Annotated in this window: 21 protein-coding genes; 7 read left to right on the top strand and 14 right to left on the bottom strand. The window is 58.3% G+C overall.

Translation table 11 applies throughout. The annotated features are described in order from the left end of the window. From FTE24_RS15370 to FTE24_RS15340, 7 genes are all read right to left on the bottom strand, one after another. Positions 1 to 1,307, bottom strand: a 1,307-nt coding sequence (locus FTE24_RS15370; protein ID WP_160441785.1) for a DEAD/DEAH box helicase, incomplete at its 3' end; no start/stop codon positions are given. A 163-nt stretch (positions 1,308 to 1,470) separates the two neighbouring features. Further along, on the bottom strand, positions 1,471 to 1,890 hold the full coding sequence (locus tag FTE24_RS15365; RefSeq protein ID WP_150232801.1) for a universal stress protein: 420 nt from the start codon (positions 1,888 to 1,890) through the stop codon (positions 1,471 to 1,473). 79 nt (positions 1,891 to 1,969) lie between these two features. Further along, a complete protein-coding gene (locus tag FTE24_RS15360) occupies positions 1,970 to 3,205 on the bottom strand; it encodes an MFS transporter (RefSeq protein WP_237401774.1) in 1,236 nt (411 codons plus the stop codon). Further along, positions 3,202 to 3,684, bottom strand: coding sequence for a helix-turn-helix domain-containing protein (locus FTE24_RS15355; protein ID WP_150232799.1), 483 nt, complete (start codon positions 3,682 to 3,684; stop codon positions 3,202 to 3,204). Before FTE24_RS15355 ends, FTE24_RS15360 begins: the two co-directional genes overlap by 4 nt. A 249-nt stretch (positions 3,685 to 3,933) precedes the next feature. After that, positions 3,934 to 4,245, bottom strand: a complete 312-nt coding sequence (locus FTE24_RS15350) for a hypothetical protein (RefSeq protein WP_150232798.1) — start codon at positions 4,243 to 4,245, stop codon at positions 3,934 to 3,936. A 145-nt stretch (positions 4,246 to 4,390) separates the two neighbouring features. After that, positions 4,391 to 5,164, bottom strand: coding sequence for an SDR family NAD(P)-dependent oxidoreductase (locus FTE24_RS15345; RefSeq protein WP_150232796.1), 774 nt, complete (start codon positions 5,162 to 5,164; stop codon positions 4,391 to 4,393). Between the two features lie 48 nt (positions 5,165 to 5,212). Beyond that, positions 5,213 to 5,671 (bottom strand): chemotaxis protein CheX, encoded by a 459-nt coding sequence (locus FTE24_RS15340; RefSeq protein WP_141447026.1) that lies wholly within the window; start codon positions 5,669 to 5,671, stop codon positions 5,213 to 5,215. A 557-nt stretch (positions 5,672 to 6,228) separates the two neighbouring features. Between FTE24_RS15340 and FTE24_RS15335 the strand changes: the two genes are divergently transcribed. The 7 genes from FTE24_RS15335 (at position 6,229) to FTE24_RS15305 (ending at position 15,141) form a co-directional block, all read left to right on the top strand. Further along, positions 6,229 to 7,131, top strand: a complete 903-nt coding sequence (locus tag FTE24_RS15335; RefSeq protein WP_141447028.1) for a LysR family transcriptional regulator — start codon at positions 6,229 to 6,231, stop codon at positions 7,129 to 7,131. A gap of 24 nt (positions 7,132 to 7,155) precedes the next feature. Beyond that, on the top strand, positions 7,156 to 7,965 hold the full coding sequence (locus FTE24_RS15330; RefSeq protein WP_141447030.1) for a histidinol-phosphatase: 810 nt from the start codon (positions 7,156 to 7,158) through the stop codon (positions 7,963 to 7,965). Positions 7,966 to 8,217: 252 nt separating this feature from the next. Continuing rightward, positions 8,218 to 10,035, top strand: coding sequence for a sensor histidine kinase (locus tag FTE24_RS15325; RefSeq protein ID WP_150232794.1), 1,818 nt, complete (start codon positions 8,218 to 8,220; stop codon positions 10,033 to 10,035). Next, positions 10,010 to 11,446, top strand: coding sequence for a response regulator (locus FTE24_RS15320; RefSeq protein ID WP_150232792.1), 1,437 nt, complete (start codon positions 10,010 to 10,012; stop codon positions 11,444 to 11,446). Before FTE24_RS15325 ends, FTE24_RS15320 begins: the two co-directional genes overlap by 26 nt. Before the next feature lie 153 nt (positions 11,447 to 11,599). Further along, positions 11,600 to 13,309, top strand: coding sequence for an extracellular solute-binding protein (locus FTE24_RS15315; protein WP_150232790.1), 1,710 nt, complete (start codon positions 11,600 to 11,602; stop codon positions 13,307 to 13,309). 29 nt (positions 13,310 to 13,338) lie between these two features. After that, the gene (locus FTE24_RS15310; RefSeq protein ID WP_141447035.1) at positions 13,339 to 14,229 is read left to right on the top strand and encodes an ABC transporter permease; all 891 of its coding nucleotides are present in this window, start codon (positions 13,339 to 13,341) and stop codon (positions 14,227 to 14,229) included. 21 nt (positions 14,230 to 14,250) lie between these two features. Then, the gene (locus FTE24_RS15305; protein ID WP_141447037.1) at positions 14,251 to 15,141 is read left to right on the top strand and encodes a carbohydrate ABC transporter permease; all 891 of its coding nucleotides are present in this window, start codon (positions 14,251 to 14,253) and stop codon (positions 15,139 to 15,141) included. A 266-nt stretch (positions 15,142 to 15,407) separates the two neighbouring features. Here the strand turns inward: FTE24_RS15305 and FTE24_RS15300 are convergent, their stop codons facing one another. From FTE24_RS15300 to FTE24_RS15270, 7 genes are all read right to left on the bottom strand, one after another. After that, positions 15,408 to 15,998 carry a GNAT family N-acetyltransferase gene (locus FTE24_RS15300; RefSeq protein WP_141447039.1) on the bottom strand — a complete coding sequence of 197 codons (591 nt, stop codon included), beginning with the start codon at positions 15,996 to 15,998 and terminating at the stop codon, positions 15,408 to 15,410. A 25-nt stretch (positions 15,999 to 16,023) separates the two neighbouring features. After that, positions 16,024 to 16,821, bottom strand: coding sequence for an aminoglycoside N(3)-acetyltransferase (locus FTE24_RS15295; protein WP_150232788.1), 798 nt, complete (start codon positions 16,819 to 16,821; stop codon positions 16,024 to 16,026). A gap of 214 nt (positions 16,822 to 17,035) precedes the next feature. Next, positions 17,036 to 17,824 carry a succinate dehydrogenase iron-sulfur subunit gene (gene sdhB / locus FTE24_RS15290; RefSeq protein WP_150232786.1) on the bottom strand — a complete coding sequence of 263 codons (789 nt, stop codon included), beginning with the start codon at positions 17,822 to 17,824 and terminating at the stop codon, positions 17,036 to 17,038. Between the two features lie 170 nt (positions 17,825 to 17,994). Continuing rightward, a complete protein-coding gene (gene sdhA / locus FTE24_RS15285) occupies positions 17,995 to 19,740 on the bottom strand; it encodes a succinate dehydrogenase flavoprotein subunit (protein WP_141447044.1) in 1,746 nt (581 codons plus the stop codon). Positions 19,741 to 19,757: 17 nt separating this feature from the next. Then, complete coding sequence (locus FTE24_RS15280; RefSeq protein WP_150232784.1) at positions 19,758 to 20,426, bottom strand: succinate dehydrogenase cytochrome b558 subunit; 669 nt, start codon at positions 20,424 to 20,426, stop codon at positions 19,758 to 19,760. Positions 20,427 to 20,937: 511 nt separating this feature from the next. Continuing rightward, positions 20,938 to 21,609, bottom strand: coding sequence for a potassium channel family protein (locus FTE24_RS15275; protein WP_141447048.1), 672 nt, complete (start codon positions 21,607 to 21,609; stop codon positions 20,938 to 20,940). A 15-nt stretch (positions 21,610 to 21,624) separates the two neighbouring features. After that, positions 21,625 to 22,965 (bottom strand): TrkH family potassium uptake protein, encoded by a 1,341-nt coding sequence (locus FTE24_RS15270; RefSeq protein WP_150232782.1) that lies wholly within the window; start codon positions 22,963 to 22,965, stop codon positions 21,625 to 21,627. Positions 22,966 to 23,125: the final 160 nt, after the last annotated feature.

Below are 23,125 nucleotides of genomic sequence, written 5' to 3'. Positions count from 1 at the left end.
GCTCCGCCCGCGTCGCGGCGGGCGCCGCCCGGCGCATCGCCCGACGGCGCGGCCGAAGCTTGCGCGGCGCTGCGCGCCGCCGGCTTCGCCGAAGGCTTGGCGCTGTCGCCGCGGCCGGTAGTCGGCCCTTTCGACGTGCGCCGCGAGCGGCGCTCGTCGGCTTCCGCCGGATCGAGGACCACGCCGTCATACATGGCGCGCTCTTCGATCTCCGTGCCCAGTTCGCGCGAGAATCGGCGCATGATGAACGCCTGGCGATCGGTCACGATCGAGACCGACAGCCCTTTGCGTCCCATGCGGCCGGTCCGGCCCGCCCGGTGGACGTAATGCTCGGAATCCGCGGCCGGGTCGAGATGCACGACCAGTTCCAGTCCCGGAATATCCAGGCCGCGGGCGGCGACGTCGGTCGCGACGAGCAGCCGGAATTTGCCGGCGCGGAACTGCGACAGCACGTTCGCGCGCGTCACTTTGTCGGCGTCGCCGTACAGGGTGCGCGCTTCCAGCCCCAGGTGGTTCAGCTTCGCTTCCACTTCGGCGATCGTGTCGGCCTGATTGACGAACACGATCGCCCGGTCCGGGTTGTAATGGCGCACGACCCGGCGGAGCGTATCGATCCGGTCGCGCTGCTGGCATTCGAAATACAAATGCTGCGTCAGCTTGACCAGCTTCTGTTCAGGCTCGATACCGACGTCGGCCGGATCGCGCATCTCGCGCTTGGCCAAGCCGCGCACGTCGGGTCCGAGCGTAGCGGACAGGAAGATCAGCTGGCGATCGCGCAGCGCGCCCTTGAGCAGGGAGCGCACGTCGTCCGCGCCGCCCATCTGGAAGATCTGGTCGGCTTCGTCGAGCACGATGCTGCGCACTTCGTGCAGCTTGAGCTTGCGCGTCGACAGCAGCTCGCGCAGCCGCCCCGGCGTGCCGACGACGAGCTGCGGCCGTTGGCGCAGTTTCTCGATCTGGCGGGCCGCCGAAGCGCCGCCGATCAGGCCGATCGTCTGAATGCCGAGCGCGGCGCCGTATTTCTCGCCTTCGCGCACGATCTGCATGGCCAGTTCCTGGGTCGGTGCGATGACGAGCACCTGGCTTTCTTTTTTCTCCGGATCGATTCTCTCCAGCAGCGGCAGCAAATAGCAGAGCGTCTTGCCCGTACCGGTCTGGGATTGCGCCAGCACGTCGCGGCCTTCGAGAATGTACGGGATCGCTTCGGTCTGGATCGGGCTCGGCGCCTCGATTCCGTATTCAAGCAGCGAGGCTGTCAGCGCTTCGCCGATGCCGAGCTGCGCAAATTGTTCGATTTCTTTTGTCATTACGTTGTTCCACCTTTATGTTCAGTCATGTCCTCCCTCCATTATAGGGGGAATCGGCCCAAATCCCAAATGAAAATCGAAAAGCCGGATACGCCGAAAAGCGTCCTCCCGCTTCTCGAAGAAGGGAAGAACGCTTGAAAGGAGGAGGCTTGGGCCGCTCCGCTCAGCGAATCGTCATCACCGGGCAGGGCGCGTGCTGGATCACTTTGTGGCTGACGCTGCCGAGCAGCAGCTCGGCGGCAAGCCCGTGCCCGCGCGTGCCGACCACGATCAGGTCGCATCGTTCGCGGCGGGCGAACTCGCAAATCTCGCGCGCCGGATCGCCGCGCCGCACGGCCGAGCCATGCGGCAGGCCGGAATCGGCCAGCCGCGCCAGCGCCGGACGCAGCGTCTCAAGCCCTTCCGCTTCGATCCGGGCTTCCGGGTCGAAGCCGATCGCCGGCTCGTTCATCGCGATTGCGGGATCGACGTGCAAAGCCGTGATTTTGGACACTTCTTTGAACGAAGAAGCGAGAGAGATCGCCTGTTCCAGCGCCTGCGCGGCGCCGGATGAACCGTCTATCGCTACCAGAATATGCTGCATGGATGCCGCTTCCTTTCCGTAATTGGGATTTGGGTGTGCGTACTTCGATTTTCTTTTCACCTTGCGCCTTGACCTGGACTCAATGGCTGATCGCCGCGTCGATATGCGACAGGTGGCGGCGTCTCAGCAGCAGGGCGAATACGCCGATCACGACCATGACCGCACCGAAGTAGAACGGCATCTCCGCGCTGAACCATTCCGCAAGCTTGCCGGCCAGAAACGGCGATACCGCGCCGCCCATGAAGCGAACGAAGCTGTAGGCGGCGGAAGCGGTCGAACGTTCGACCGGAGCCGATTCCATCACCGCCGTCGTGATCAGCGTGTTGTTGATGCCGAGGAACGCGCCGGCCACGATGACGCAGACGATAACGGTCGTCGGGCTGCCCATGACCGTGCCGACCGCCATGGCGAGCAGGTCAAGCGCGAACAGCGTCAGCATGACCGCCATCGAGCGGACCGTGCCGAAGCGGGCCTGAATACGGGGCGCGACGAACACGGACGTGATCGCCAGCAGCAGGCCCCAGCCGAAGAAGACGTAACCGAGCCCGTGCTCGTCGAGTCCCATCACGTAAGGCGAATAGGCCATCAGGGTGAAGAAGCCGAAGTTGTACAGGAAAGCGACGATGCCGAGCGTCATCAGCGAAGGATAAGCGAGCGCTTTGAACGGATCGGACAGCTTGCTCGTCGTTTTCGGTTTCGGAATCTTCGGCAGCAGCACGGTGACGGCCACAAAAGCGAGAGCCATCAGCACGCTGACGCCGAAGAACGGTCCTCTCCACGAGATCGAGCCGAGTTCTCCGCCGAGCAGCGGTCCGACCGCGATGCCGAGGCCGAGCGCCGCTTCGTACAGAATGATCGCTTTGGCCGTGCCGGAAGTCGACAAGCCGACGATCGCCGACAGGGCCGTCGCGATGAACAGCGCGTTGCCGAGTCCCCAGCCGCCGCGGAAACCGACGATCTGCGCGATCGTGTCCGACGAACCGGCCAGCGCCGCGAAGACGACGGTCAGCACGATGCCGCTCAGCAGCGTCTTCTTGACGCCGATCCGGCTGGATACGAAGCCCGTAATCAGCATCGCCACGCCGGTCACGAAGTTATAGCTCGTGAACAGCAGCGAGACCTGGCTCGGCGACGCGTCCAGCTGCGTGGCGATCGCCGGCAGGATCGGATCGACAAGCCCGATGCCCATAAACGAAATGATACAGGCGAACATCACGGCCCAGACCGCTTTGGGCTGGGACAAAAAGCCGCCTTCCTTCAACGTTTTTCCTTCCGGGGGACGCTGCGCGTTCCCCGATATCACTTGATTCTTCATGACTCCGTTCCCTCCGTATGCGTATTGGGCTTGGGTTCCGACGTTTGGGGAGTGTCCGCTTCGAGCCGCGCGATTCCGCCGCGTACCCGGGTTCGGAACTGCTCCAGTTCTTCTTTGAGCGCCAGGATCCGGCCGATCTTCTCGTCCAGTTGGCCCAGCTGCCGATCCAGCGTCCCGTCCATCTCCCGGAGCTTGGACAGCTGCTGCTCCGGTTCGCTGATACGCGGATACACTTCGCGGTGTCCGGTCAGCTCTTCCGCGTAGACCATATAGGCCTGAATCTCCTGCAGCGAAAATCCGAGCACGTCCCGAGCCGAGATGACCCGCTGCAGATGCTCGATATGGGCGCGCGTATACCGCCTCGTGCCGCCTTCGCTGCGTTCCGGTGCCGGCATCAGCCCGATTTCTTCGTAATAGCGGATCGTCCGCTTGGTCAGCCCCGTCTCGCGGGCGACATCGTCGATTTTGTAGGCGTCCATCCGTCTCCTCCTCCCGTCGTTTGCGCAAGTTTTCTGTACGTTTCATATTATTTCAACATTTACATATGAATATTACTACACAATAACGTTAACGTCAACGTTAGATTTATAAAAAACAGATTCCGCTTATTCAAAGCCAGGCAAAAAGGCTGGCAAAAGGAGACGTAAAAAGAAACGCAAAAAGCCGCAGCGGCGCGGAATTCGCGTCTGCGGCTTGATCGACCCGACGTGCGGGAACGGCTTGACGTGCTAGGATGGGGCGCTGCCCTGGCGCCCGGAATCGGTCGGCATCGATTTGAACAAGGCGATAAACGGCTTGGGATCGGTATTGACGGTATACGAGAAAACGCCGATGCTCGTATGCAAATAGAGCAGGCCGATCCCGCCCCCGATCCGGCGATAAGAGATGTCGAACACATGTGTCAGCAAAAATTCCCGTCGGTGCGTCGTGATCCGGTCGTGATACAGATCGATCCGCCGATCCGACACGCTGCGTTTTTGCTGTCCTTCACTTACTTCCCGCTGCACCTGATAATAGGGCTGCGAAGCGATCCAGCTCATCCGTGTCCCTCCTTTGCCTGATGCCCGGCAGCCCGATCGGCCGCGAACCGGCCGCGTGTTATCTCTAACTTAACGCAAAAAAAGCCCCGCGAAAACCCCATCCCCGCAATCGGGAACGCGATTCTTACGGAACTTGGCGCACGGCTTACTTCAGGTTCAGGAAACGTCCGGCCAGCTTGTCCGCCGTTCGCGGCATCAGCCCGTAGAGCCGGATTGCCAACCCGAGATAACGGGGCAGGTCGATCTCGTCCCGGCGCGTCTCCATCATCCGCACCATCTCGCGCGCGACTTTCTCGGGCGGCAGGATGAAGCGGCCCACGCTTTTGACGTAGCTGCCGTCCGGGTCCGCCGTCTCGAAAAACGGCGTGTCGATCGGCCCGGGATTGACGGTCGAGACGGCGATCCCGCTTCCGCGCAGCTCCTGGCGCAGCGAATTCATGAAGCCTACGGCGGCGTGCTTCGAAGCGGCGTAGCCGGCCGATTTCGCCGTGGCGAACTTGCCGGCCATCGAAGCGACGGTCAGGATCTGGCCGCTCCCGGCGCGCCGCATATGCGGCAGCACCGCTTTGGTGCAGCGGACGACGCCGAAATAGTTCACGTCCATGATGCCTTCGTAATCGGACAGGTCCATCTCCTCCGCCGTCTCGAACAATCCGTAGCCGGCATTATTGACGAGGATATCGATCTGTCCGTACTGCTCGATGATCGAGCGGGCCGTCTCTTCAACCGATTCCGCTTGGCTGACGTCGAATACGCGTACGCCGTGCGGACCCGGCACCGCCTGGGCCGCCCGGTTCAGCTTGTCTTCCGAACGGGCGGACAAGATCGGAATCGCGCCGCGTTCCGACGCCAGACGCGCCGCAAGCGCTCCGATTCCGCTCGAAGCGCCTGTGATCCATACGATTTTGTTATTCAGCATATAGGCGAATGCTCCTTCGTGATTCGGATAAATGTTCGCCTGTTCAGTTTACGAGATCAGCACCTGAATATCCAGTTCGCCGATGCCTTCCATAAGAAGCGGAATCGTCAGCGCCTTCTCGGGCATAACGCCTCTGAATTCGTCGCCGTGCACGACATGCGGAGGAGTAATGTCCACGATCACGCCTTGATTCGACAACAGAATGCCCGCGTTGCCGCTGATCATGTTGCCCAGTTCCGAGATCGCGCTGCGTCCCATTTCGTCCATTTCGGTAATAACGAATCCGCCCATCATCGCCGACACGATCCGCATGGCTACCTGCTCATGCAGGCCGAACATGATATTGCCGTTCAGCTGTCCGGTCATTCCGATCTGAATCCAAATATGATCGTCGATCGGTTTGACGCTCTTGATCGCAAGAGCTCCCGTCGAGGGGGATATCTGAATAAGCTGATGAAGCACAAGCTTAGCCGATTCCAAAAACGGGTTGATAACTTCCGCTTTCATAATGTAAATTCGCCTCCTGGTGCTTAGGTTTTTGGAATCACGTTTCTTGGGAGGTTGGGACCTTTAGATCATAACCCTTAAGGCCTAGTATTCGTTATCCCAATTATACGTGAGAGATAAAAATAAAGCATCCGATTTTAAATGATTATTTCTGGCAACAATTATGCAGCTTATCGACGATTTTCGACACCGATTGCGCGCGTTTGAAGAAGCTCGAACATGCCGGGGGCAGACGGCTCCCTTGGAGCGGTCGACGTCGAATCCTGTAATGATTCGGCTTATTCTTTTATCGCCATAAATAGGCTTTTTTTTTATAGCCAAAGACCCAATTTCGGGAAATTCATTACTTTCGTAAGGGTTTTATCCCGTTTCTTTCATTTTCATGCAAATTCGTCTGCGTTTCGCCCGGGACTTTGCAGGAAATCGGTTCGGCCGGTGCAAGTGCGGGGACGGGAAACCGTTTTTTTATTGAGCCTTTATTGAAGCGTTCATTGCTTTTGCTTTTGTTTTTCCCCTATAATTTAAAGAATCAAGTACGCGGTGGGAGGAGAAGTTTCATGAACATGAGTCAGTTGGAGACGCTCGTGACCATCTCCAAAACGATGAGTTTCCGCAAAGCCGGAGAACTGCTCAATCTTACGCAGCCCGCCGTTTCCGCCCAGATCAAAAGCCTCGAAGACGAATTCAAGACGGTGCTCGTCGACCGGAGCCAGCCGGTCACGCTGACCGATCGCGGGCTCGTGTTCCTGGAGCATGCCGAGCGCATTTTGTCTGTCGTGGAAGAGTTGAAGCAGAAAATGACCGACCTCGAAGAAACGCCCCAGGGCCATATCATGCTCGGCACGACCACTTCGATCGCCATGCAGATCCTGCCGCGCGTCTTGTCCTATTTTCAGAACCAGTTCCCCCTGATCCAGACGAGCATCCAGTCGATGCCTTCTTCGCAGATTTACAGTCTGGTCGAGAACGGCTCGGTCGATATCGGCATCGGCTACCTGATCGAGCGCAATCCGGACCTGGAGACATCGGTGCTGTATTACGACACGTTCGAGCTGGTCGTCTCGCCCCGCAACGAATTGGCGCACAAACCCAGGATTTCGATCGACGATCTGCGAAACGTGCCGATCGTCATGCTGTCCCCGGATACGGTCGGACGCCGCTTCGTCGAACAGGTATTCAAGCAGCACGGCATCGTGCCGCGCGTCGCGATGGAACTGTCCAGCAGCGAAGAAGTCAAACGGATGGTCGAGCTCAATCTGGGCGCCGCCGTGATCTCGAAGCTGTCGGTCGCCCGCGAAGTTCGCCAGGGCTCGCTGATCATGCTGCCGTTGATCGAATTCGAAGTCAGCCATCCCGTCGGCGTCATCTACCGGTCCGGCAAATATCTCAATTCGGCGATGCGCCAATTTCTCGCCGATCTCAAAGGCATGCCGGAAACGCAATTTATCGGTTCCGAATAAACGAGCGCAAAGGAGCATCCGTCCATGAAGTTCGACCTGCACACCCACCACTATCGCTGCGGACACGCGGACGGCGACATTCGCGATTATATCGAAGCCGCCATCGGGCAGGGGCTGTCCGTGATCGGCATCTCCGATCATATGCCGCATCTGTTCAGTCCGCTCGACCATCCGATCCCGACCGTCGCCATGTCGAGGCTTGAACTCGACTCTTACGTGCAAGAAGTGCTGCGGCTCAAAAAAGAATACGAAGGCCGGATCGACGTGCTGCTCGGCATCGAATCCGACTATTTTACCGAGCATGAACAGGTGTACCGCGACGCGATCGAGCGTTATCCGTTCGATTACGTTATCGGCTCGGTGCATATCAGCGGCGGCAAAAGCATCTTCGACCGCAATCGCTGGACCGACGTTCCGGCAGAACTTGCGATCGAAGCCAAACGGGACTATTACCGCCTGATCGAAGCTTCGGCGCGCAGCGGCATGTTCCAGATCCTCGGCCATATCGACGCGATGAAAGGCTACTACCCGGCTTTCTCCGATATTCCGGCCGAAGCCGCGGTGGAATCGGCGCTCAGAACGATCGGCGAGCACGGCCTCGCGATCGAAGTGAACACGTCGGGCGGCACCAAGCACTGCGGCGGCTGGTATCCGTCGGACGCCATTTTGGAGCGCGCGCTGCATTACGGCGTCTCGATCTCGTTCGGCTCGGACGCCCACAAGCCGTCGCGCGTCGGCGAAGACTTCGAAGCGGTCGCCGCCAAGCTGCGGGAGATCGGCTTCAAGGAATGGATCTACGTCAAGCAGCGCCGGCCGGTCAGCGTTCCGCTGTAAGCGGAAGACGCTGCGGAGCGGAAACTTTTACCCAAGCGGGCCGCAGCCCGTTCAAAGACTCCGATTTCGCGCAGCAGCGTCGGACGGGGTCTTTTTACTCTATTTTCTTCGTTCCCTTCTTCCATTTTCCTCGTTCCCTTCTTCTTTTTCCGATCGTGCGACAGGTCTGCCGTATGATCCGATTTCCAAATTGCGCACTTTTGCCCCATCGGTTACAATTTGATTGATTCCGGAAGAAAGGACGGGGATGCGATGACAGGCCGCGTTTTTCGCAAGCGCTTACTTTGGCCGAAACAAGAACGTCTTACGTTGAAAAAACGCATTATTCTGATCTTTGCGGCAGGCGTCATCATTCCGTTCGCGATCACCACCCTGGTCTCGCATCGTACCATTTCCGTGATTCTGGCCGACAATTTGAATCTGGGCGTGCAGAGCAATCTGCATCAGGTCCAGCTTTCGCTTGAAAATACCATCAGCAACTTGAATCACGTCTCGCAGCAGTTAGCCTATCCGGGCAGCGTCGGCCGTTTACTGGAACAATATCTGGCAGCCGAACAGGCTTATGACCGCGCCGCGCTGATCGAAGACCTCCAAAGCGAATTGAACCTGATTACGTTCACCAATCCGACGACCGGTTTCGTTATGTATTATTTTGCCGACGAAAAACGTATGCTGTTCGCGAATGCCGGGCTCCGCGGCGATTTCGATCCCGAGGAACTGCCTCTGCTGGCGGGATATTACGGCATTTCCTATTACGGCCCGCATATTAGCAAAGACCGCTTTAACGACCAATACGTACTGTCGGCGCTGCGAAAAGTCAATCTGCCCGGGCGAGACAATGTGTACGTATACATGGAGTCGGGTTTCAAGCTGACCCAGAACATTTTGAACAGCGACCATATCGTCAAAACGTCTTCGCATCTGATTCTGGACAACTCCGGACGTATCGCCTACAGCGAACGCCCCGAAACCTTCGCCGAGAACAGCTTTTTCCGTCCGGACGCTCTTGTCGAAAAAAAGGCCGGCGGCGAAACTCCCTCTTCCGGGTTGGTCGGCAATTATTATTGGTTCAAAGGCACGAGCAATCAGGGATGGAGCATCGTATCGCTGATTCCCAAAAGCGATTACGAAGCCGAAAAACGCCGTTGGGTCCAAATCATGACGATGCTGCTGCTGCTTTTCCTCGCGGTGGGACTCGGAACGGCCGGGCTGCTCTGGAAAATGGTGTACGAACCGCTTAACCGGTTCCACCGGGAGATGAAAGACGTCGTCGGCAGCCGCTTCGATCCTCCTTCCCCGCCCAGCCGGATTCCGGAATTCCAATATTTGCAGCAGCAGTTCCATCATATGAAACGCCAGATCGCCGAGCTGATCCACGAAGTGGAACAAAAAGAAAAGCGCCGGGCGGATCTCGAAGTGGAGAAGCTGCTGTATCAGATCAATCCGCACTTTTTGATGAACACTTTGGATACGGCGCACTGGCTGGCCGTAATCAACGGACAAAAAGAGATCGACAAACTGCTCGTCTCTTTGAACCGACTGCTTTATTACAACCTCGGCAAACTCGGGCAGGTCTCGACCATTCGCGAAGAGATCGACTCGCTGCGCCAGTATTTGATTTTGCAGCAGATCCGGTACGATTTCGATTTTGACGTACGCATTCGGGTCGAAGATAAAGTGCTGGACGTTCCGGTACCGCGCTTCATCCTGCAGCCGCTCGTGGAAAACGCGCTGTACCACGGTCTGGACGACGACGGGCATATCCAGGTAGACGTCAAACGCGAACACGGCATGATCGAGCTCGTGATTCGCGACAACGGGGGCGGCATTTCCGAAACGGAGATCCGACGGCTCTTGGACGAGCAGAAGCCTGCCCATGAAAAAGTAGGCATGGGCATCGGGATGAATTACGTCAAACGCATGATCGAATCGTATTACGAAGGACGGGCGGAACTTCGCCTGGAAAGCGTACCGGGCCGCGGGACGGCCGTGAGCCTGCTGCTGCCGGACGAAACGGACGAGCCCCAGAAGGAGGGATCAGCGGATGCTGAACGTACTGGTCGTGGATGATGACAAGCTCGTGCGCCAAGGCTTGATTTCGACGATGCCGTGGGCGGATTTCGGACTGCGCGTCGTCGGCGAAGCCCGAAACGGCGAGAAAGCGCTGGAGCTGCTGGAGACGCAGGAAGTGGATCTGCTGCTGACCGATTTGGCAATGCCGGTCATGTCGGGACTCGAATTGATGCGGCATGTCCGAAAACGTTATCCCCAAATATTTATCGTCGTGCTGACGCTGCATCAGGATTTCTCTTACATCCAGGAAGCGCTCAGGCTCGGAGCAATCGATTACATCGCCAAAGTACAGCTTGAAGAGGAGCGCTTCGAGGAAGTACTTCGGCGAATCCGCTCGCGGATCGACAGTGAACAAAACAAAAACAGCCGCTCCTTCGAACATGCTTCTCCGAGCGACGGCGGCTATGCGCTGATCGGCGGCGAAGAAGCGCAGCTCAAGGACGCGATCGACCGTATGACCACGGATTTTCGCGCGCCCGATTTCAAGTCCGTTCCCCGCCTTGCCGCGTGGCTGGCTCTCGACGCTGCGGAAGACGAACGGCTGGCGGATACCCTGAACCTGACACTAAGCGATCCCCGTCCGGGCTGCAGCCTGCTGCGTCTAAACGGTCTGCACGGATTCGGCACTTCCGAAATAGCGGCAGGCCTGTCCGCCTACCTGGACGGAGAATGGTTCTACGCGCAGCAGCCGGGCAAAAAGGCTTACGTGCTCGATTTTGCCGATTGGCGACAAGCGGCGGACCCGGAGTCCGGCATACCGCACGGGACGCAGCCGCAGATTTTGCGGGAGCTGCTGCATCGCGGTACCCGGCTGGGCTGGGTGCATGACGCCGAAGCTTTTGAAGGACTGCTGGCGGATCTGGCTTCGCTTCGCCTTCCCGCCGCGAGATTGCACGGCGAGCTGCTCGGCTGGGGATACGCCTGGAACGCGGTTTACGAAGCGGCGTCCGGGCGGCGTCTGGAACTGCCGGGGCGGATCGGGACTTGGTACGAAGCGGAAAGTTTCCTGCGCCGGGTTCGCGAACAGCTGGGCATCGCGCTCGGTTCGCGGCTCTACTCCGTCGAGGTACGGGCAAGCGTGACGCGAGCCGCCGCGCTGGTGCACGAGCGACTGTCCGAGCCGCTTCAGGCGGGGCAGCTGGCGCAGGAAGTCAACATGAGCCGAAGCTACTTCAGTCAATGCTTTCGCGACATCCTGGGCGTCACGTTCAACGAATATGTGCGGCAGAAACGGATCGACCGGGCCTGCACGCTGCTGGCCGAGACGCGTAATACGGTGCAGTGGGTCGCCGAGCGTATCGGATACGCCGACGAGAAATATTTCAGCCGCATTTTCCGGGAACAAACCGGTCTGCTGCCCAGCGAATTTCGTCAGCGCCATCTGCCGGAAGGGACTAATGTCCGCTGAACAGGTAGAGATTTGTCCGGCGATTCCGCATTTCCGACTGATTTCAAGCATTTGCCTTACCGGATCAACGACCGCTCTCTATCCTTGAAAGCGGTTTCTTTGTGCTAAATTATAGCTATCTCATCCATCTTGCACAGAAAGAAGGGGAACGTCATGAAGCGAACAGTCAAAGCCTCATGGATCGTGCTGCTCTCGGCAGTCCTGATGCTCGGAGCGTGCAGCGGCGCGGAGACGCCGGCCGACGCCACACCGGAGGAAGCCAAAGCGCAAAATACCGAACCGGCCGATCCTTACGGACGCTACGAAGAACCGACGACGATCAGTATCGGCATGCAGGTCGATCCGACCGACAAAGATCTTCCGGCCGAAGATACGCCGCTCGACAACCAGTACACGCGTCAAGTCGAAGAAGCGCTGAACGTCCGGGTCGAGCATGCTTTTACCGCTTCCGCCGCCAACATGCGCCAGAAAATCAGCCTGGCTATCGCCAGCAACGATCTGCCGGACGCGCTCGTCGTCAATGCCGTGGAACTGCGGCAGATGGTCGCCGCCGGACAGCTTGCCGATCTGACGGAAGTGTACGAACGCTATGCGTCCCCCGAAATCAAAGACATCGTGGACAAAACGAACGGAGCCGCGCTGAAGTCGGTTACGTTCGACGGCAAAATGTATGCCATTCCGGGCGTGCAGGCCGACGCGGACGGCATCCACATTTTATGGGTTCGTCAGGACTGGCTCGACAAGCTCGGTCTTGAGCCGCCCAAGTCGATGGAAGAGCTCGAAACCGTTGCCCGCGCTTTCGTCGAGCAGGACCCCGACGGCAACGGCACAGCCGATACGATCGGCATTTCCGGCCCGCAAAGCGGCGACGGCAAAATGTACGCCAATTTCCTGGAATCCAAAAACAATCTGTACGGCTTCGACGCGATCTTCTCCGCGTATGGCGCTTTCCCGGGCTTCTGGCTGGAAGACGGGAGCGGCAATCCGGTCTACGGCTCGACCCTGCCTGAAACCAAGGAAGCGCTCGCCGGACTGCAGGATCTGTACAAAAAAGGCTTGATCGATCCGGAAATGGCGGTGCGCGAAGCGTCCGACGAACCGATCATCAACGGCAAGTCGGGGATGTTCTTCGCTCCCTGGTGGATGGGTTACGGCCCGCTCACCAATGCCGTCAAAAACGACGCCGAAGCGGACTGGCAGGCGTATGCGCTGCCGCTTAACGCCGACGGGGCTTTCCGGCCGCATGCCGCGACCCCTTCTACCGAATTCGTCGTAGTGCGCAAAGATTACGAGCATCCCGAAATCCCGATGAAGATGCTGAACAATCTGTTCAAGAACGAAATGGAGAATACGTTCGACCCGAGCAAAGGCGGTCCCGGCTTCTATCCGCTGCGCGTCGTGTTCGCGCCTTCGGACGAAATCGAATTCACGAACAAAGCCATCAAGGAAGTGCTCGCCGGCACCAAGACCAAAGAAGATTTTGCCGACGCCAAATCGTACAAGCTGCTGCCTTCCGATCTGGACGCGATCAAGACCATCAAGCAGGAACCGTACGACCAATGGAATATCGGCACCTGGACGCCGGATGCCGATTGGGGTGCATGGACCCGCGCCTATTCGATCATGGTCGGCGGCAATCCGCTCGTCGAGACGGAGATGGAAAAAGTCAAAAGCCTGATCTATGAGCAGACGCCGCTGATGGAAAGCCGGTGGGTCAACCTCAAAAAGATGGAAGACGAGATGTTCCTCAAAATCGTCATGGGCGTAGCTTCGGTCGACAGCTTCGACCAGTTCGTCGAAGACTGGAAGCGCCAGGGCGGCGAACAGATCACCAAAGAAGTAGCCGAAGCGCTTCAACAGTAAGGCCGCGGTGCGGAAAGGAGTTTTGACGGATGCGGATCAAAGGCTTCGACAAACACTATTATCTGATGCTGCTGCCCGGCTATCTATGGCTGATCGTGTTCAGCATCGTTCCGATGTTCGGAATCGCGATTTCTTTTCAATATTTCAATCCCGGCAAAGGCATATTCGGCTCGGATTGGGCCGGGCTGGAACATTTCCGCTACATGTTCGTGCTGAAGGACACCCGCGAAGTCTTCGTGAACACGCTCATTATCGCGGTACTCAAAATCGTCACCAATCTCGTCGTGCCGCTGGTGTTCGCGCTCATGCTCAACGAGCTGCGCCAAATGATTCTCAAACGCTGGATTCAGACGGTCGTGTACCTTCCCCACTTCCTCTCCTGGGTCATCCTCGGTGGCATCGTACTGGACATTTTCTCGTACAACGGTCCGATCAATCAGCTCGGAGCACTGCTCGGTTTTGAGCCCGTGCTGTTTTTCGCCCAAGCGGAGCTGTTTCCGTGGCTGGTCGTCGGCAGCGACGTCTGGAAAGAGTTCGGATTCAATACCATCATTTATCTGGCGGCGCTTACGGGCATCAATCCCGCCTTATACGAAGCGGCCGGCATGGACGGCGCAAGCCGCTGGCGCAGCTTATGGCATATCACTTTGCCCGGCATTCGCACCACCGTCGTTCTGTTGGCCGTCCTCAGCCTCGGCAACGTGCTGAACGCCGGCTTCGACCAGATTTTCAATCTGTACAATCCGCTCGTCTACTCGACCGGCGACATTATCGACACCTGGGTCTACCGGACCGGCCTGCTCAATCTGCAGTACGAACTGGCGACCGCCGTCGGGCTGCTCAAGTCCGTCATCGGCTTCATTCTGATCAGCGTCTCGTATTATCTGGCTTATCGGCTGATCCATTATCGGATTTTCTAAATCCATGCGGGAGGTGCGTTTATGATTCGGGACAGAACCTGGGGGTCGCGCCTCACGGATATCGGGCTGTTGGTCATCCTGATCGCAATCACCCTAAGCTGCGTGCTGCCGATCTGGTACACGCTGGCGCTGTCGCTCAGCTCGAATTCGGCGGCCGCTTCCGGACAAGTATGGCTGTGGCCGGTCGGCTTCAACCTGAATGCTTACGCGCAAATTTTGAAAGACGGGCAATTTTTCGGCTCCTTCTGGATCTCGGTCCAGCGCGTCGTGCTCGGAGCCGCACTCAATTTCGTCGTCGTGCTGCTCATGGCTTATCCGCTCTCGCGCAGTTCGCGGCAGTTCCGGGCCCGAGGCCCGCTGATGTGGATTCTCGTCTTCTGCATGCTGTTCAACGGCGGCCTGATCCCTCTCTACCTGACCGTCAAAGAGCTGGGCATGCTGAACAGCATCTGGGCGCTCGTGCTCGTAGGAGGCGCGCAGACGCTCGTGTTCAACGTCATTTTGACCGTCAACTTCTTCCGGAATCTGCCCAAGGAACTGGACGAAGCGGCGTTGGTCGACGGAGCGGGTCCCTGGTATTCGCTGATCAAAATCTATTTGCCGCTGGCGGTGCCCGTGCTGGCCACCATCACCTTGTTCAGTATCGTATACCATTGGAACGAGTTTCTGTACGGACTGATCTTCATGACGCGCGAGCAGTATTATCCGCTTCAGACTTATATTCAGCAGATGGTTGTCTCCGTCGACCCGGCTACCATGAGCGAAGACCAGTACCGCAGGCTGTCGGAATTGTCCAACCGGACGCTCGATGCCGCCAAGATCTTCGTGGCCATGCTCCCGGTCATGATCGTGTATCCTTTTTTGCAGCGTTACTTCATTCACGGCATCACGCTCGGTTCGGTCAAGGAATAAAAAGCGTCGGACGGATCAGGCCGCAAGGCGGTCGGGCTTCGGGGAGTTTCCCGGAGCCTTTTCGTTATGGAGCGGCAGTTATACCGAAAAAAACGCAAAAAAAGGACCCGGATAGTTATCCGGGTCTAGTCACTTCTATTTCAAAAGGGGGTCATGTCTTATTTATACCCCATACATGTTAGAGAACAGTTGCGCTTATATTTCATTTGTGTGACAAAGCCGTTTTCGCGCCAAAAATTCGTTTTTCCGACGTTTGGCTTTTACATTCAGGCTTCCGCTTCCAGCTTTTCGCGCGTCAACGTGAACACGACGATGCCCAGTTCGTCGTCGCGGCGCTTCACGCCGAAACCGAATTCCGGCCGGTGCTGGCGTTCCATGCCGATCTTCTCCAGCACGCGCAGCGACGCGCCGTTCTTGACGAAGCAGCGCGCCTGAATCCGCTCCAGTTCCAGATGCTCGAACCCGAAAGCCGCCATCGCGTCCGCCGCTTCGGTCGCATACCCTTTGCCCCAGTATTCGTGCGACAGCGCGAAACCGAGCTCCGCTTTGCCGCCCCGGGCGTCCCAGCGCTGGAACGAGCACAGCCCGATAATGTCCGTGCCGCCGTGCAGGAAGACGCCCAAATGCAGCGCGCTCAGGCTGCGATACGATTCTTCGATCTGCCGGTATACGCGATCCGGATTGCCGACGCCGAACGTTCGTCCCGCCGAAGCGAGATACCGGTTCACTTCGGTATCGTCCGCGCTGCGGCTCCAGCTGCGAATATCTTCTTTGGTCAAAATGCGCAGCTCAAGCCGATCCGTCCGGATCGGCAGCCAGTCCGGCAGGCTGCCGGCGATTCTTTCTTTGTCCGCCATCTCTATGTTCCCCCTCGTTCTTCGCTCAGCGATACAATTCCAGCCAGCGCGCGGCGTAATCGACCAGGCTCCGCTGGCGAACCAGCCGGCACTCGGCGCGTCCGATTCGTCCGCGCCGAATTTCCGCGCCTTTCTCCGCTTCGAAGTCCACGCCGATTCGTTCAAAATCGGACGAATCGAAGTTGATATCGGAAAACTTCACCCATTCCGGGCCGTCGGCTCCCTGTACTTTGGCTGTCGGCCGCAGTTCTTTTTTGCCCCGGTAATCGGCCCGGTATTCGCCCAGATGAAACGACGTATTCTTGTCGTATCCGGTGCCCAGCATAAGCACGAACGCGTCCAGCTCGTACAGGCGGCCGAGCGGCGATTCCTCGCCCAGCCCGTACGCCAGCGGATGCCGGTCGGTAATGGCGGCCGCCTGCGGCCCGCGGGCCGCAAAAGATACGTGCGGATGGCCGCTGCGCCGCGTGCCGCGCTGTTTGCGGAACGTTTCCGGCACGGCCCCCATGCCGCTCGTAAGCGTCAGGTCGGGGTCGTACAGCGGCATCTCTGCCCGCACCAGATCCCACCACCGGGAATCGAGCGGCGGATTCATCCAGATCGCCGGATCGGTCAGATTCGACGACTGCGTCGGCATGACGAGCGTTCCGTCTTCGCCGAGCGCGTCTTCCAGCCCGAGCACGACGGCTTCCGCTCCGCCGGCGATCCAGCCTCCGATCGCTTTGAGCGACGAATGCACCAGCAGCACGGTGCCCGGCTGAATGCCGAGCGCACGCGCTTCTTCCGCAATCGATGTGCGGGTATAAGGTTTCTCCACAATCATGGGAATCAGGCTCCATCCTTGATTTCGTTCGGTGCAAAGCCGCTCCGGCGCGCATGGGCCGGGCAGCCGCAGTCTCTGTTCCAGTGTACCATGAAACGCAATAACGCGGGCTTGCCGCGGCTTCGTTCTTCGCCGGACGCCAAAAATCCGAGAAACCCGGCAGCGGGTTTCTCGGATTCGTTATCGCCTCCGGCTTGAAGCCGCTGCCGGACGCTTACTGCGCAAACCAGCGTTTGAACATGCGCTTCGTCGTCTGCTTGTTCAGCTCGGCGATCGAAGTCGTCAGCGGAATGCCTTTCGGGCAGGCGCGTACGCAGTTCTGCGAGTTGCCGCAGCCTTCGATGCCGTCCGTGCCTTCCATCAGCGTGTCGAGACGGTCGTCGGCGTTCATCTCGCCCGTCGGGTGGGCGTTGAACAGGCGAACCTGCGACAAGGCCGCCGGACCGATGAAGTCCGTCTTGTCGTTGACGTTCGGACAGGCTTCCAGGCACACGCCGCAAGTCATGCACTTGGACAGTTCATACGCCCATTGGCGCTTCTTCTCCGGCATGCGGGGTCCCGCGCCGAGATCGTAAGTGCCGTCGATCGGAATCCACGCTTTGACTTTTTTCAGCGCGTTGAACATCCGGCTGCGGTCGATAACGAGGTCGCGCACGACCGGGAAGGTCGCCATCGGAGCGACGCGGATCGGCTGTTCCAGCTGATCGACGAGCGCCGAGCACGCCTGGCGCGGCTTGCCGTTGATAACCATCGAGCAGGCTCCGCACACTTCTTCCAGACAGTTCGATTCCCAGCACACGGGTGCCGTGGAGCCGCCGTTCGAGTTGACCGGATTGCGCTGGATCTCCATCAGGGCACTGATAACGTTCATGCCCGGACGGTAAGGCAGGTCAAATTCTTCGGCGTAAGGCTTGCCTTCCGGCGTATCCTGACGGGTGATCACAAATTTGACTTTTCTGGCTGTATTCTGAGTTGGTTGTGGCACGGTTGGTGTATCCGCCATGGTCGTTCTCCCCCATTCGCTTGGATATGGACAACTGAGTGTTTCTGTGAAACGCGATTACTGGCAAGTTTCTTCGAAACTTCGCTGAGTCGCGCGTTTCTGTGAAACACGATTGCCCACGAGCTTTCTTCGAAATCTCGGTTAAGGCCGCGCGTTTCTTCGAAACGCGATTAATCTTTCGAGTAATCGCGGACGCGGGGCGGGATCAGGGACACGTCGACTTCCTCGTAGGAAATACTCGGGCCGTCCGGCGTCCAGGCCGCTTTGGTCGTCTTCAGGAACTCTTCGTCGTTACGTACCGGGAAGTCCGGTTTGTAGTGCGCGCCGCGGCTTTCGTTGCGCAGAAGCGCGCCTTTGGTCATCGCTTCGGACAGCTCCAGCATGTTCCAGAGCTGACGGGTGAAGGCTACGCTGGAATTGTTCCATTTGGCCGTATCCATCATGTTGATCTTGCCGTAGCGCTGCTTCAGTTCCTTGATCTTGTTGATCGTCTGCTCCAACTTGTCGTTGTAGCGTACGACCGTCATGTTGTCGGTCATCCATTCGCCCAGTTCGCGGTGCAGCACGTACGAGTTCTCCGTACCGCCGTCCATGCCGAGCAGTCGGTTGTAATTGCCCTGGTGCTTGGCTGTGCTGGCGTCGAACAGCGAGCTCGACAGATCGGCCGCCGATTTCTTGAGGCCTTTGATATACTCGACCGCTTTCGGGCCGGCAATCATGCCGCCGTAGATCGCCGAGACGAGCGAGTTGGCGCCGAGACGGTTCGCACCGTGGTACTGGTATTCGCATTCGCCGGCCGCGAACAGGCCCGGAATATTCGTCATCTGGTTATAGTCGACCCACATGCCGCCCATCGAATAATGTACGGCCGGGAAGATTTTCATCGGGATTTTGCGCGGATCGTCGCCCATGAACTTCTCGTAGATCTCGATAATGCCGCCGAGTTTGACGTCGAGTTCTTTCGGGTCTTTGTGCGACAGATCCAGATAGACCATGTTCTCGCCGTTGATGCCGAGCTTCTGATCTACGCAGACATTGAAGATTTCGCGCGTCGCGATGTCGCGCGGAACGAGGTTGCCGTAAGACGGATATTTCTCTTCGAGGAAATACCACGGCTTGCCGTCTTTGTACGTCCAGATCCGGCCGCCTTCGCCGCGCGCCGATTCGGACATGAGGCGCAGCTTGTCGTCGCCGGGAATGGCTGTCGGGTGAATCTGGATGAATTCGCCGTTCGCGTAATGAACGCCCTGCTGGTATACGGCGCTGGCCGCGGTACCGGTGTTGATGACCGAGTTGGTCGTTTTGCCGAAAATGATGCCGGGTCCGCCGGTCGCCAGGATGACGGCGTCCGCGACGAACGTCTGAATCTCCATCGTGCGCAGGTTCTGCGAGCTGACGCCGCGGCATACGCCTTCGTCGTCCAGTACCGCGCCAAGGAATTCCCAGTTCTCGTACTTGGTCACGAGGCCGGCGGCCTCGTAACGGCGTACCTGCTCGTCGAGGGCATACAGCAGCTGCTGGCCCGTCGTCGCGCCGGCGAACGCCGTGCGGTGGAACTTCGTGCCGCCGAAGCGGCGGAAATCGAGCAGGCCTTCCGGCGTGCGGTTGAACATGACGCCCATCCGGTCCATCAGGTGGATGATGCCGGGAGCGGCGTCGCACATCGCTTTGACCGGAGGCTGGTTGGCGAGAAAGTCTCCGCCGTAGACGGTATCGTCAAAATGGAGCCACGGCGAGTCGCCCTCGCCTTTTGTATTGACCGCGCCGTTGATGCCGCCCTGCGCGCACACGGAGTGCGAACGCTTGACGGGAACGACGGAGAATAACTGTACGGGAACGCCGGCTTCGGCCGCTTTGACGGTTGCCATGAGACCCGCAAGCCCTCCGCCGACGATAATAAGTCCGGATTTTGCCATGTCTGATTGAGTCCCCCTTAACCGATCATTGTTTTCAAAGTCGTCAATACTTGTGCCGTGTTCGCGAACTGATCATCGCGGAAAGCGAACAGCGACAGCATGAACAGGGCCGTCACGACTACGAACAGACCCATGCAGATGTAAGAAGAGATGCGCTGTGCGCGCGGACCGACCGTAATGCCCCAGCTGACCAGGAACGCCCATACGCCGTTGGCGAAGTGGAAAGTCGTTGCAATGACTCCGATCGTGAAGAAAACGAAGAAACCGGGCTGCGTAACCAGTTCATGCATTATGCCGCCGAGATCGTCATGAGTCGCATTGCCGAAAAGGATCTGTAAACGGGTCGTGTACACATGCCAAATGATGAATACGAAAGCGACTACGCCGCTGACCCGCTGCAGCACGAAGCGCCAGTTGCGCTCGGTCTTGAAATGTCCGAGATTGGGCTGCGCTTGATAAGCAATGTAAAGTCCGTACACGCCGTGAAAGAGCAGCGGAAGCCAAATTACAAATATTTCAAGGAAAATAACAAGCGGTAGATCGTTGATTCTGCTTACCGAGTCCCGGAACCCTTGATCTCCGCCTTCATACGCCCCGAAATTGGTAATCGCGTGAGTGAGGATAAAAAAGCTTAGCGGAACAACCCCCAATAATGAGTGTACCTTTCTGGCGTAGTAACCTTTCATCTGCCGAACCGTCCCCTTTCATCGTTCGACATTCCGCCGCTTTTCGGAAACGGGTTCCTCCATGCCGCAAAATGCCCTTTAATTAGAACGTTTTCATAAATTCCATAAAGGAATTTGCCGCCCTGCCGTTTTCCCCACCCGAAAGCCCGAAAAACAGAAAATTTTCACGCCATACCCTTTCTTCGTGAACAAAGCGACTACCCTTTTATGTTACCCCAAAAATTCGGAGAATGGAACCAATATGACGTCTTTTTGAAAACAAAAAATTCCTGCATAGTATATGTAAGCGTGCGTAAACGTTAACGACTCAACAACCGATCAAAAGCGCGCGCTTGCCGGGTTGGTGGCGCCGGGACGCGCCGCTGCGGCGTTCTCACTGCGTTCTCATATCTCTCTAGACCTCTATATAAGGAAGCGTTTACAGATAAAAAAGCAAAAAAGGGCGGAATCCGATAAGCTTTCGCTCCGGATTCCGCTTTTGGCCGCCGCGATTGACCTGCGTCGCAGCCTCTTATTCTTCGATATTGACCACTTCGCGCTCGAACTGCTCGATCCGGTCGTTCGGGCCCGCGATGACCATCACGTCTCCTTCGTGCATCCGGTCGAGCGCCGTCGGCGCGATCGTCACGCCGGCTTCGGTGCGCAGCGCCACGATCGTGCAGCCGAAGCGGCTGCGCGAATTCAGGTCCGCCACCGTGCGCGAATTCAGGCAGGTCGGCACCCGCATCTCCACGATCGAATAATCGTCCGACAGCTTGATGTAATCGAGCAGGTTCGGCGTCACGAGCTGGTGCGCCACGCGGATGCCCATATCGCGCTCCGGGAAAATGACCTGGTCGACGCCGATCTTCTCCAGCGCCCGCCCGTGCAGGACGGTGATCGCTTTGGCGACCACCTTTTTGACGCCGAGTTCCTTGAGCAGAATCGCGGCCAGGATGCTCGTCTGCATATTCTCCCCGATCGCGACGATGCCGCAGTCGAAATTGCGAATGCCGAGCGAACGCAGCATTTCTTCGTCCGTCGCGTCCGCAACCGCCGCATACGTGAAGCGGCCGCCGACTTCTTCGACCACTTCCTCGCTGCGGTCGACGCCCATGACTTCATACCCGAGCTCGATCAGTTCCATGCCGAGGCTCATGCCGAAGCGCCCCAGTCCGATCACTACGAATTGTTGTGTGCCCAATGCGGATGCATCTCCTTAACCAATAATAATTTTGCCTTCGGGATACCGGAATTTCTCGGACGTTTTTCTCGGCTTGAGCGCGTACACGAGCGTCAGCAGGCCGACCCGGCCGGCGAACATCGTCAGCGCGATCATGATTTTGCCGAACGTGGACAGCTCGGGCGTCAGCCCGAGCGACAAGCCGACCGTCCCGAACGCCGAAGTCGTCTCGAACAGCACGACCATGAAATCATGCCCTTCGGTCGCGGACAGCAGCATGGCGACGCCGATCACGAGCGCAAGCGCGAGCAGAATGATCGACAGCGCTTTGAGGATACGTTCGCGGGCCAGACGCTGCCGGAAAAAGACGACGTCTTCGTGTCCGCGCATCATCGCGATCATGGCGCCGATCGTCACCGCGAACGTGGTCGTCTTGATCCCGCCGCCCGTCGAGCCGGGCGAAGCGCCGATAAACATCAGGATCAGCAGCAGGAAATGCGTCGCCTGATGCAGCTGGGTGAGATCCACGGAATTGATGCCCGCCGTACGCGGCGTGACGGATTGCAGCAGCGCGCCCCATAGCCGACCTCCCCAGTCCATGCCGCCAAGCGTGCCCGGATTGCCCCATTCGAACAGCAGGATGATGACGGCTCCGAACACAATGAGCAGCCCCGTCGTGGACAGGACGACTTTGGAGTGCATCGACAGCTTCTTTTTGTGCCGGTAATCGGCCAGATCGGACAGGACGATGAACCCAAGTCCCCCGCTTACGATCAACCCGACCGAGACGAGGTTCATGACCGGGTCGTCCGCGTAATCGGTCAGGCTGCGGAAATCGCCGAAGATATCGAAGCCCGCATTGTTGAAAAAAGAAACCGAATGAAAAATGCCGAAATAGAGCGCCCGGCCGAGCGGCATGTCGAAAGCGAGCCGAATGGCGAACAAGAGTGCTCCGACCGCTTCGATCGCGAGCGAATAATACAGTACCCGACGGATCAGCCGCACGATGCCTTCGACCGAGCCCTGGTTCATCGCTTCCTGCAGCAGCAGGCGGTCGCGCAGCGAGAGGCGGCGCTGGAACACCAGCGCGAACAGCGTGGCCATCGTCATGAAGCCGAGGCCGCCGATCTGAATCAAGACGATAATGACCGTCTGGCCGAACGCATTGAAAAACGTGCCGGTATCGACCACGACGAGCCCCGTCACGCAGACGGCGGACGTCGCGGTGAAAAAGGCGTCGATCAGCGGCAGCGGCTGCCCGGTGTGGTTGGCCACCGGAAGCCTCAGCAGCAGCGTGCCGAGCAGCACCAGCACCGCATAGCCGATCGCCAAAATTTGCGGCGGAGCGAATCTTAACTTGGGAACCGCCATTGCCATTTCTTCGCGCCTCCCCTTTCTGTTGCGAACTTCGTCCATTTAATGAAAGCAGTCGTCCTATTATATGCGCACGCGCTCTCTTCCCACAACTACGATTTGGGCAGGAAAGCGATCGGCGAAGCCCCGTTGTGGTATCGGACTTTCGGAATATGGTATTTTA

Source organism: Saccharibacillus sp. WB 17, from assembly GCF_008634075.2.
GTDB classification, from domain to species: Bacteria; Bacillota; Bacilli; order Paenibacillales; family Paenibacillaceae; genus Saccharibacillus; species Saccharibacillus brassicae.
Note: the sequence above shows the minus strand (reverse complement) of the source record. Positions and strands in the feature narration are given on the sequence as shown.

Coding starts and splice junctions, on each gene's coding strand:
- FTE24_RS15320 (WP_150232792.1), top strand. CDS start 10,010: ATGCTGAACGTACTGGTCGTGGATGATGACAAGCTCGTGCGCCAAGGC.
- sdhA (WP_141447044.1), bottom strand. CDS start 19,740: ATGGCAAAATCCGGACTTATTATCGTCGGCGGAGGGCTTGCGGGTCTC.
- FTE24_RS15295 (WP_150232788.1), bottom strand. CDS start 16,821: ATGATTGTGGAGAAACCTTATACCCGCACATCGATTGCGGAAGAAGCG.
- FTE24_RS15300 (WP_141447039.1), bottom strand. CDS start 15,998: ATGGCGGACAAAGAAAGAATCGCCGGCAGCCTGCCGGACTGGCTGCCG.
- FTE24_RS15350 (WP_150232798.1), bottom strand. CDS start 4,245: ATGAGCTGGATCGCTTCGCAGCCCTATTATCAGGTGCAGCGGGAAGTA.
- FTE24_RS15315 (WP_150232790.1), top strand. CDS start 11,600: ATGAAGCGAACAGTCAAAGCCTCATGGATCGTGCTGCTCTCGGCAGTC.
- sdhB (WP_150232786.1), bottom strand. CDS start 17,824: ATGGCGGATACACCAACCGTGCCACAACCAACTCAGAATACAGCCAGA.
- FTE24_RS15360 (WP_237401774.1), bottom strand. CDS start 3,205: ATGAAGAATCAAGTGATATCGGGGAACGCGCAGCGTCCCCCGGAAGGA.
- FTE24_RS15330 (WP_141447030.1), top strand. CDS start 7,156: ATGAAGTTCGACCTGCACACCCACCACTATCGCTGCGGACACGCGGAC.
- FTE24_RS15325 (WP_150232794.1), top strand. CDS start 8,218: ATGACAGGCCGCGTTTTTCGCAAGCGCTTACTTTGGCCGAAACAAGAA.
- FTE24_RS15280 (WP_150232784.1), bottom strand. CDS start 20,426: ATGAAAGGTTACTACGCCAGAAAGGTACACTCATTATTGGGGGTTGTT.
- FTE24_RS15305 (WP_141447037.1), top strand. CDS start 14,251: ATGATTCGGGACAGAACCTGGGGGTCGCGCCTCACGGATATCGGGCTG.
- FTE24_RS15365 (WP_150232801.1), bottom strand. CDS start 1,890: ATGCAGCATATTCTGGTAGCGATAGACGGTTCATCCGGCGCCGCGCAG.
- FTE24_RS15345 (WP_150232796.1), bottom strand. CDS start 5,164: ATGCTGAATAACAAAATCGTATGGATCACAGGCGCTTCGAGCGGAATC.
- FTE24_RS15355 (WP_150232799.1), bottom strand. CDS start 3,684: ATGGACGCCTACAAAATCGACGATGTCGCCCGCGAGACGGGGCTGACC.
- FTE24_RS15270 (WP_150232782.1), bottom strand. CDS start 22,965: ATGGCAATGGCGGTTCCCAAGTTAAGATTCGCTCCGCCGCAAATTTTG.
- FTE24_RS15340 (WP_141447026.1), bottom strand. CDS start 5,671: ATGAAAGCGGAAGTTATCAACCCGTTTTTGGAATCGGCTAAGCTTGTG.
- FTE24_RS15310 (WP_141447035.1), top strand. CDS start 13,339: ATGCGGATCAAAGGCTTCGACAAACACTATTATCTGATGCTGCTGCCC.
- FTE24_RS15335 (WP_141447028.1), top strand. CDS start 6,229: ATGAACATGAGTCAGTTGGAGACGCTCGTGACCATCTCCAAAACGATG.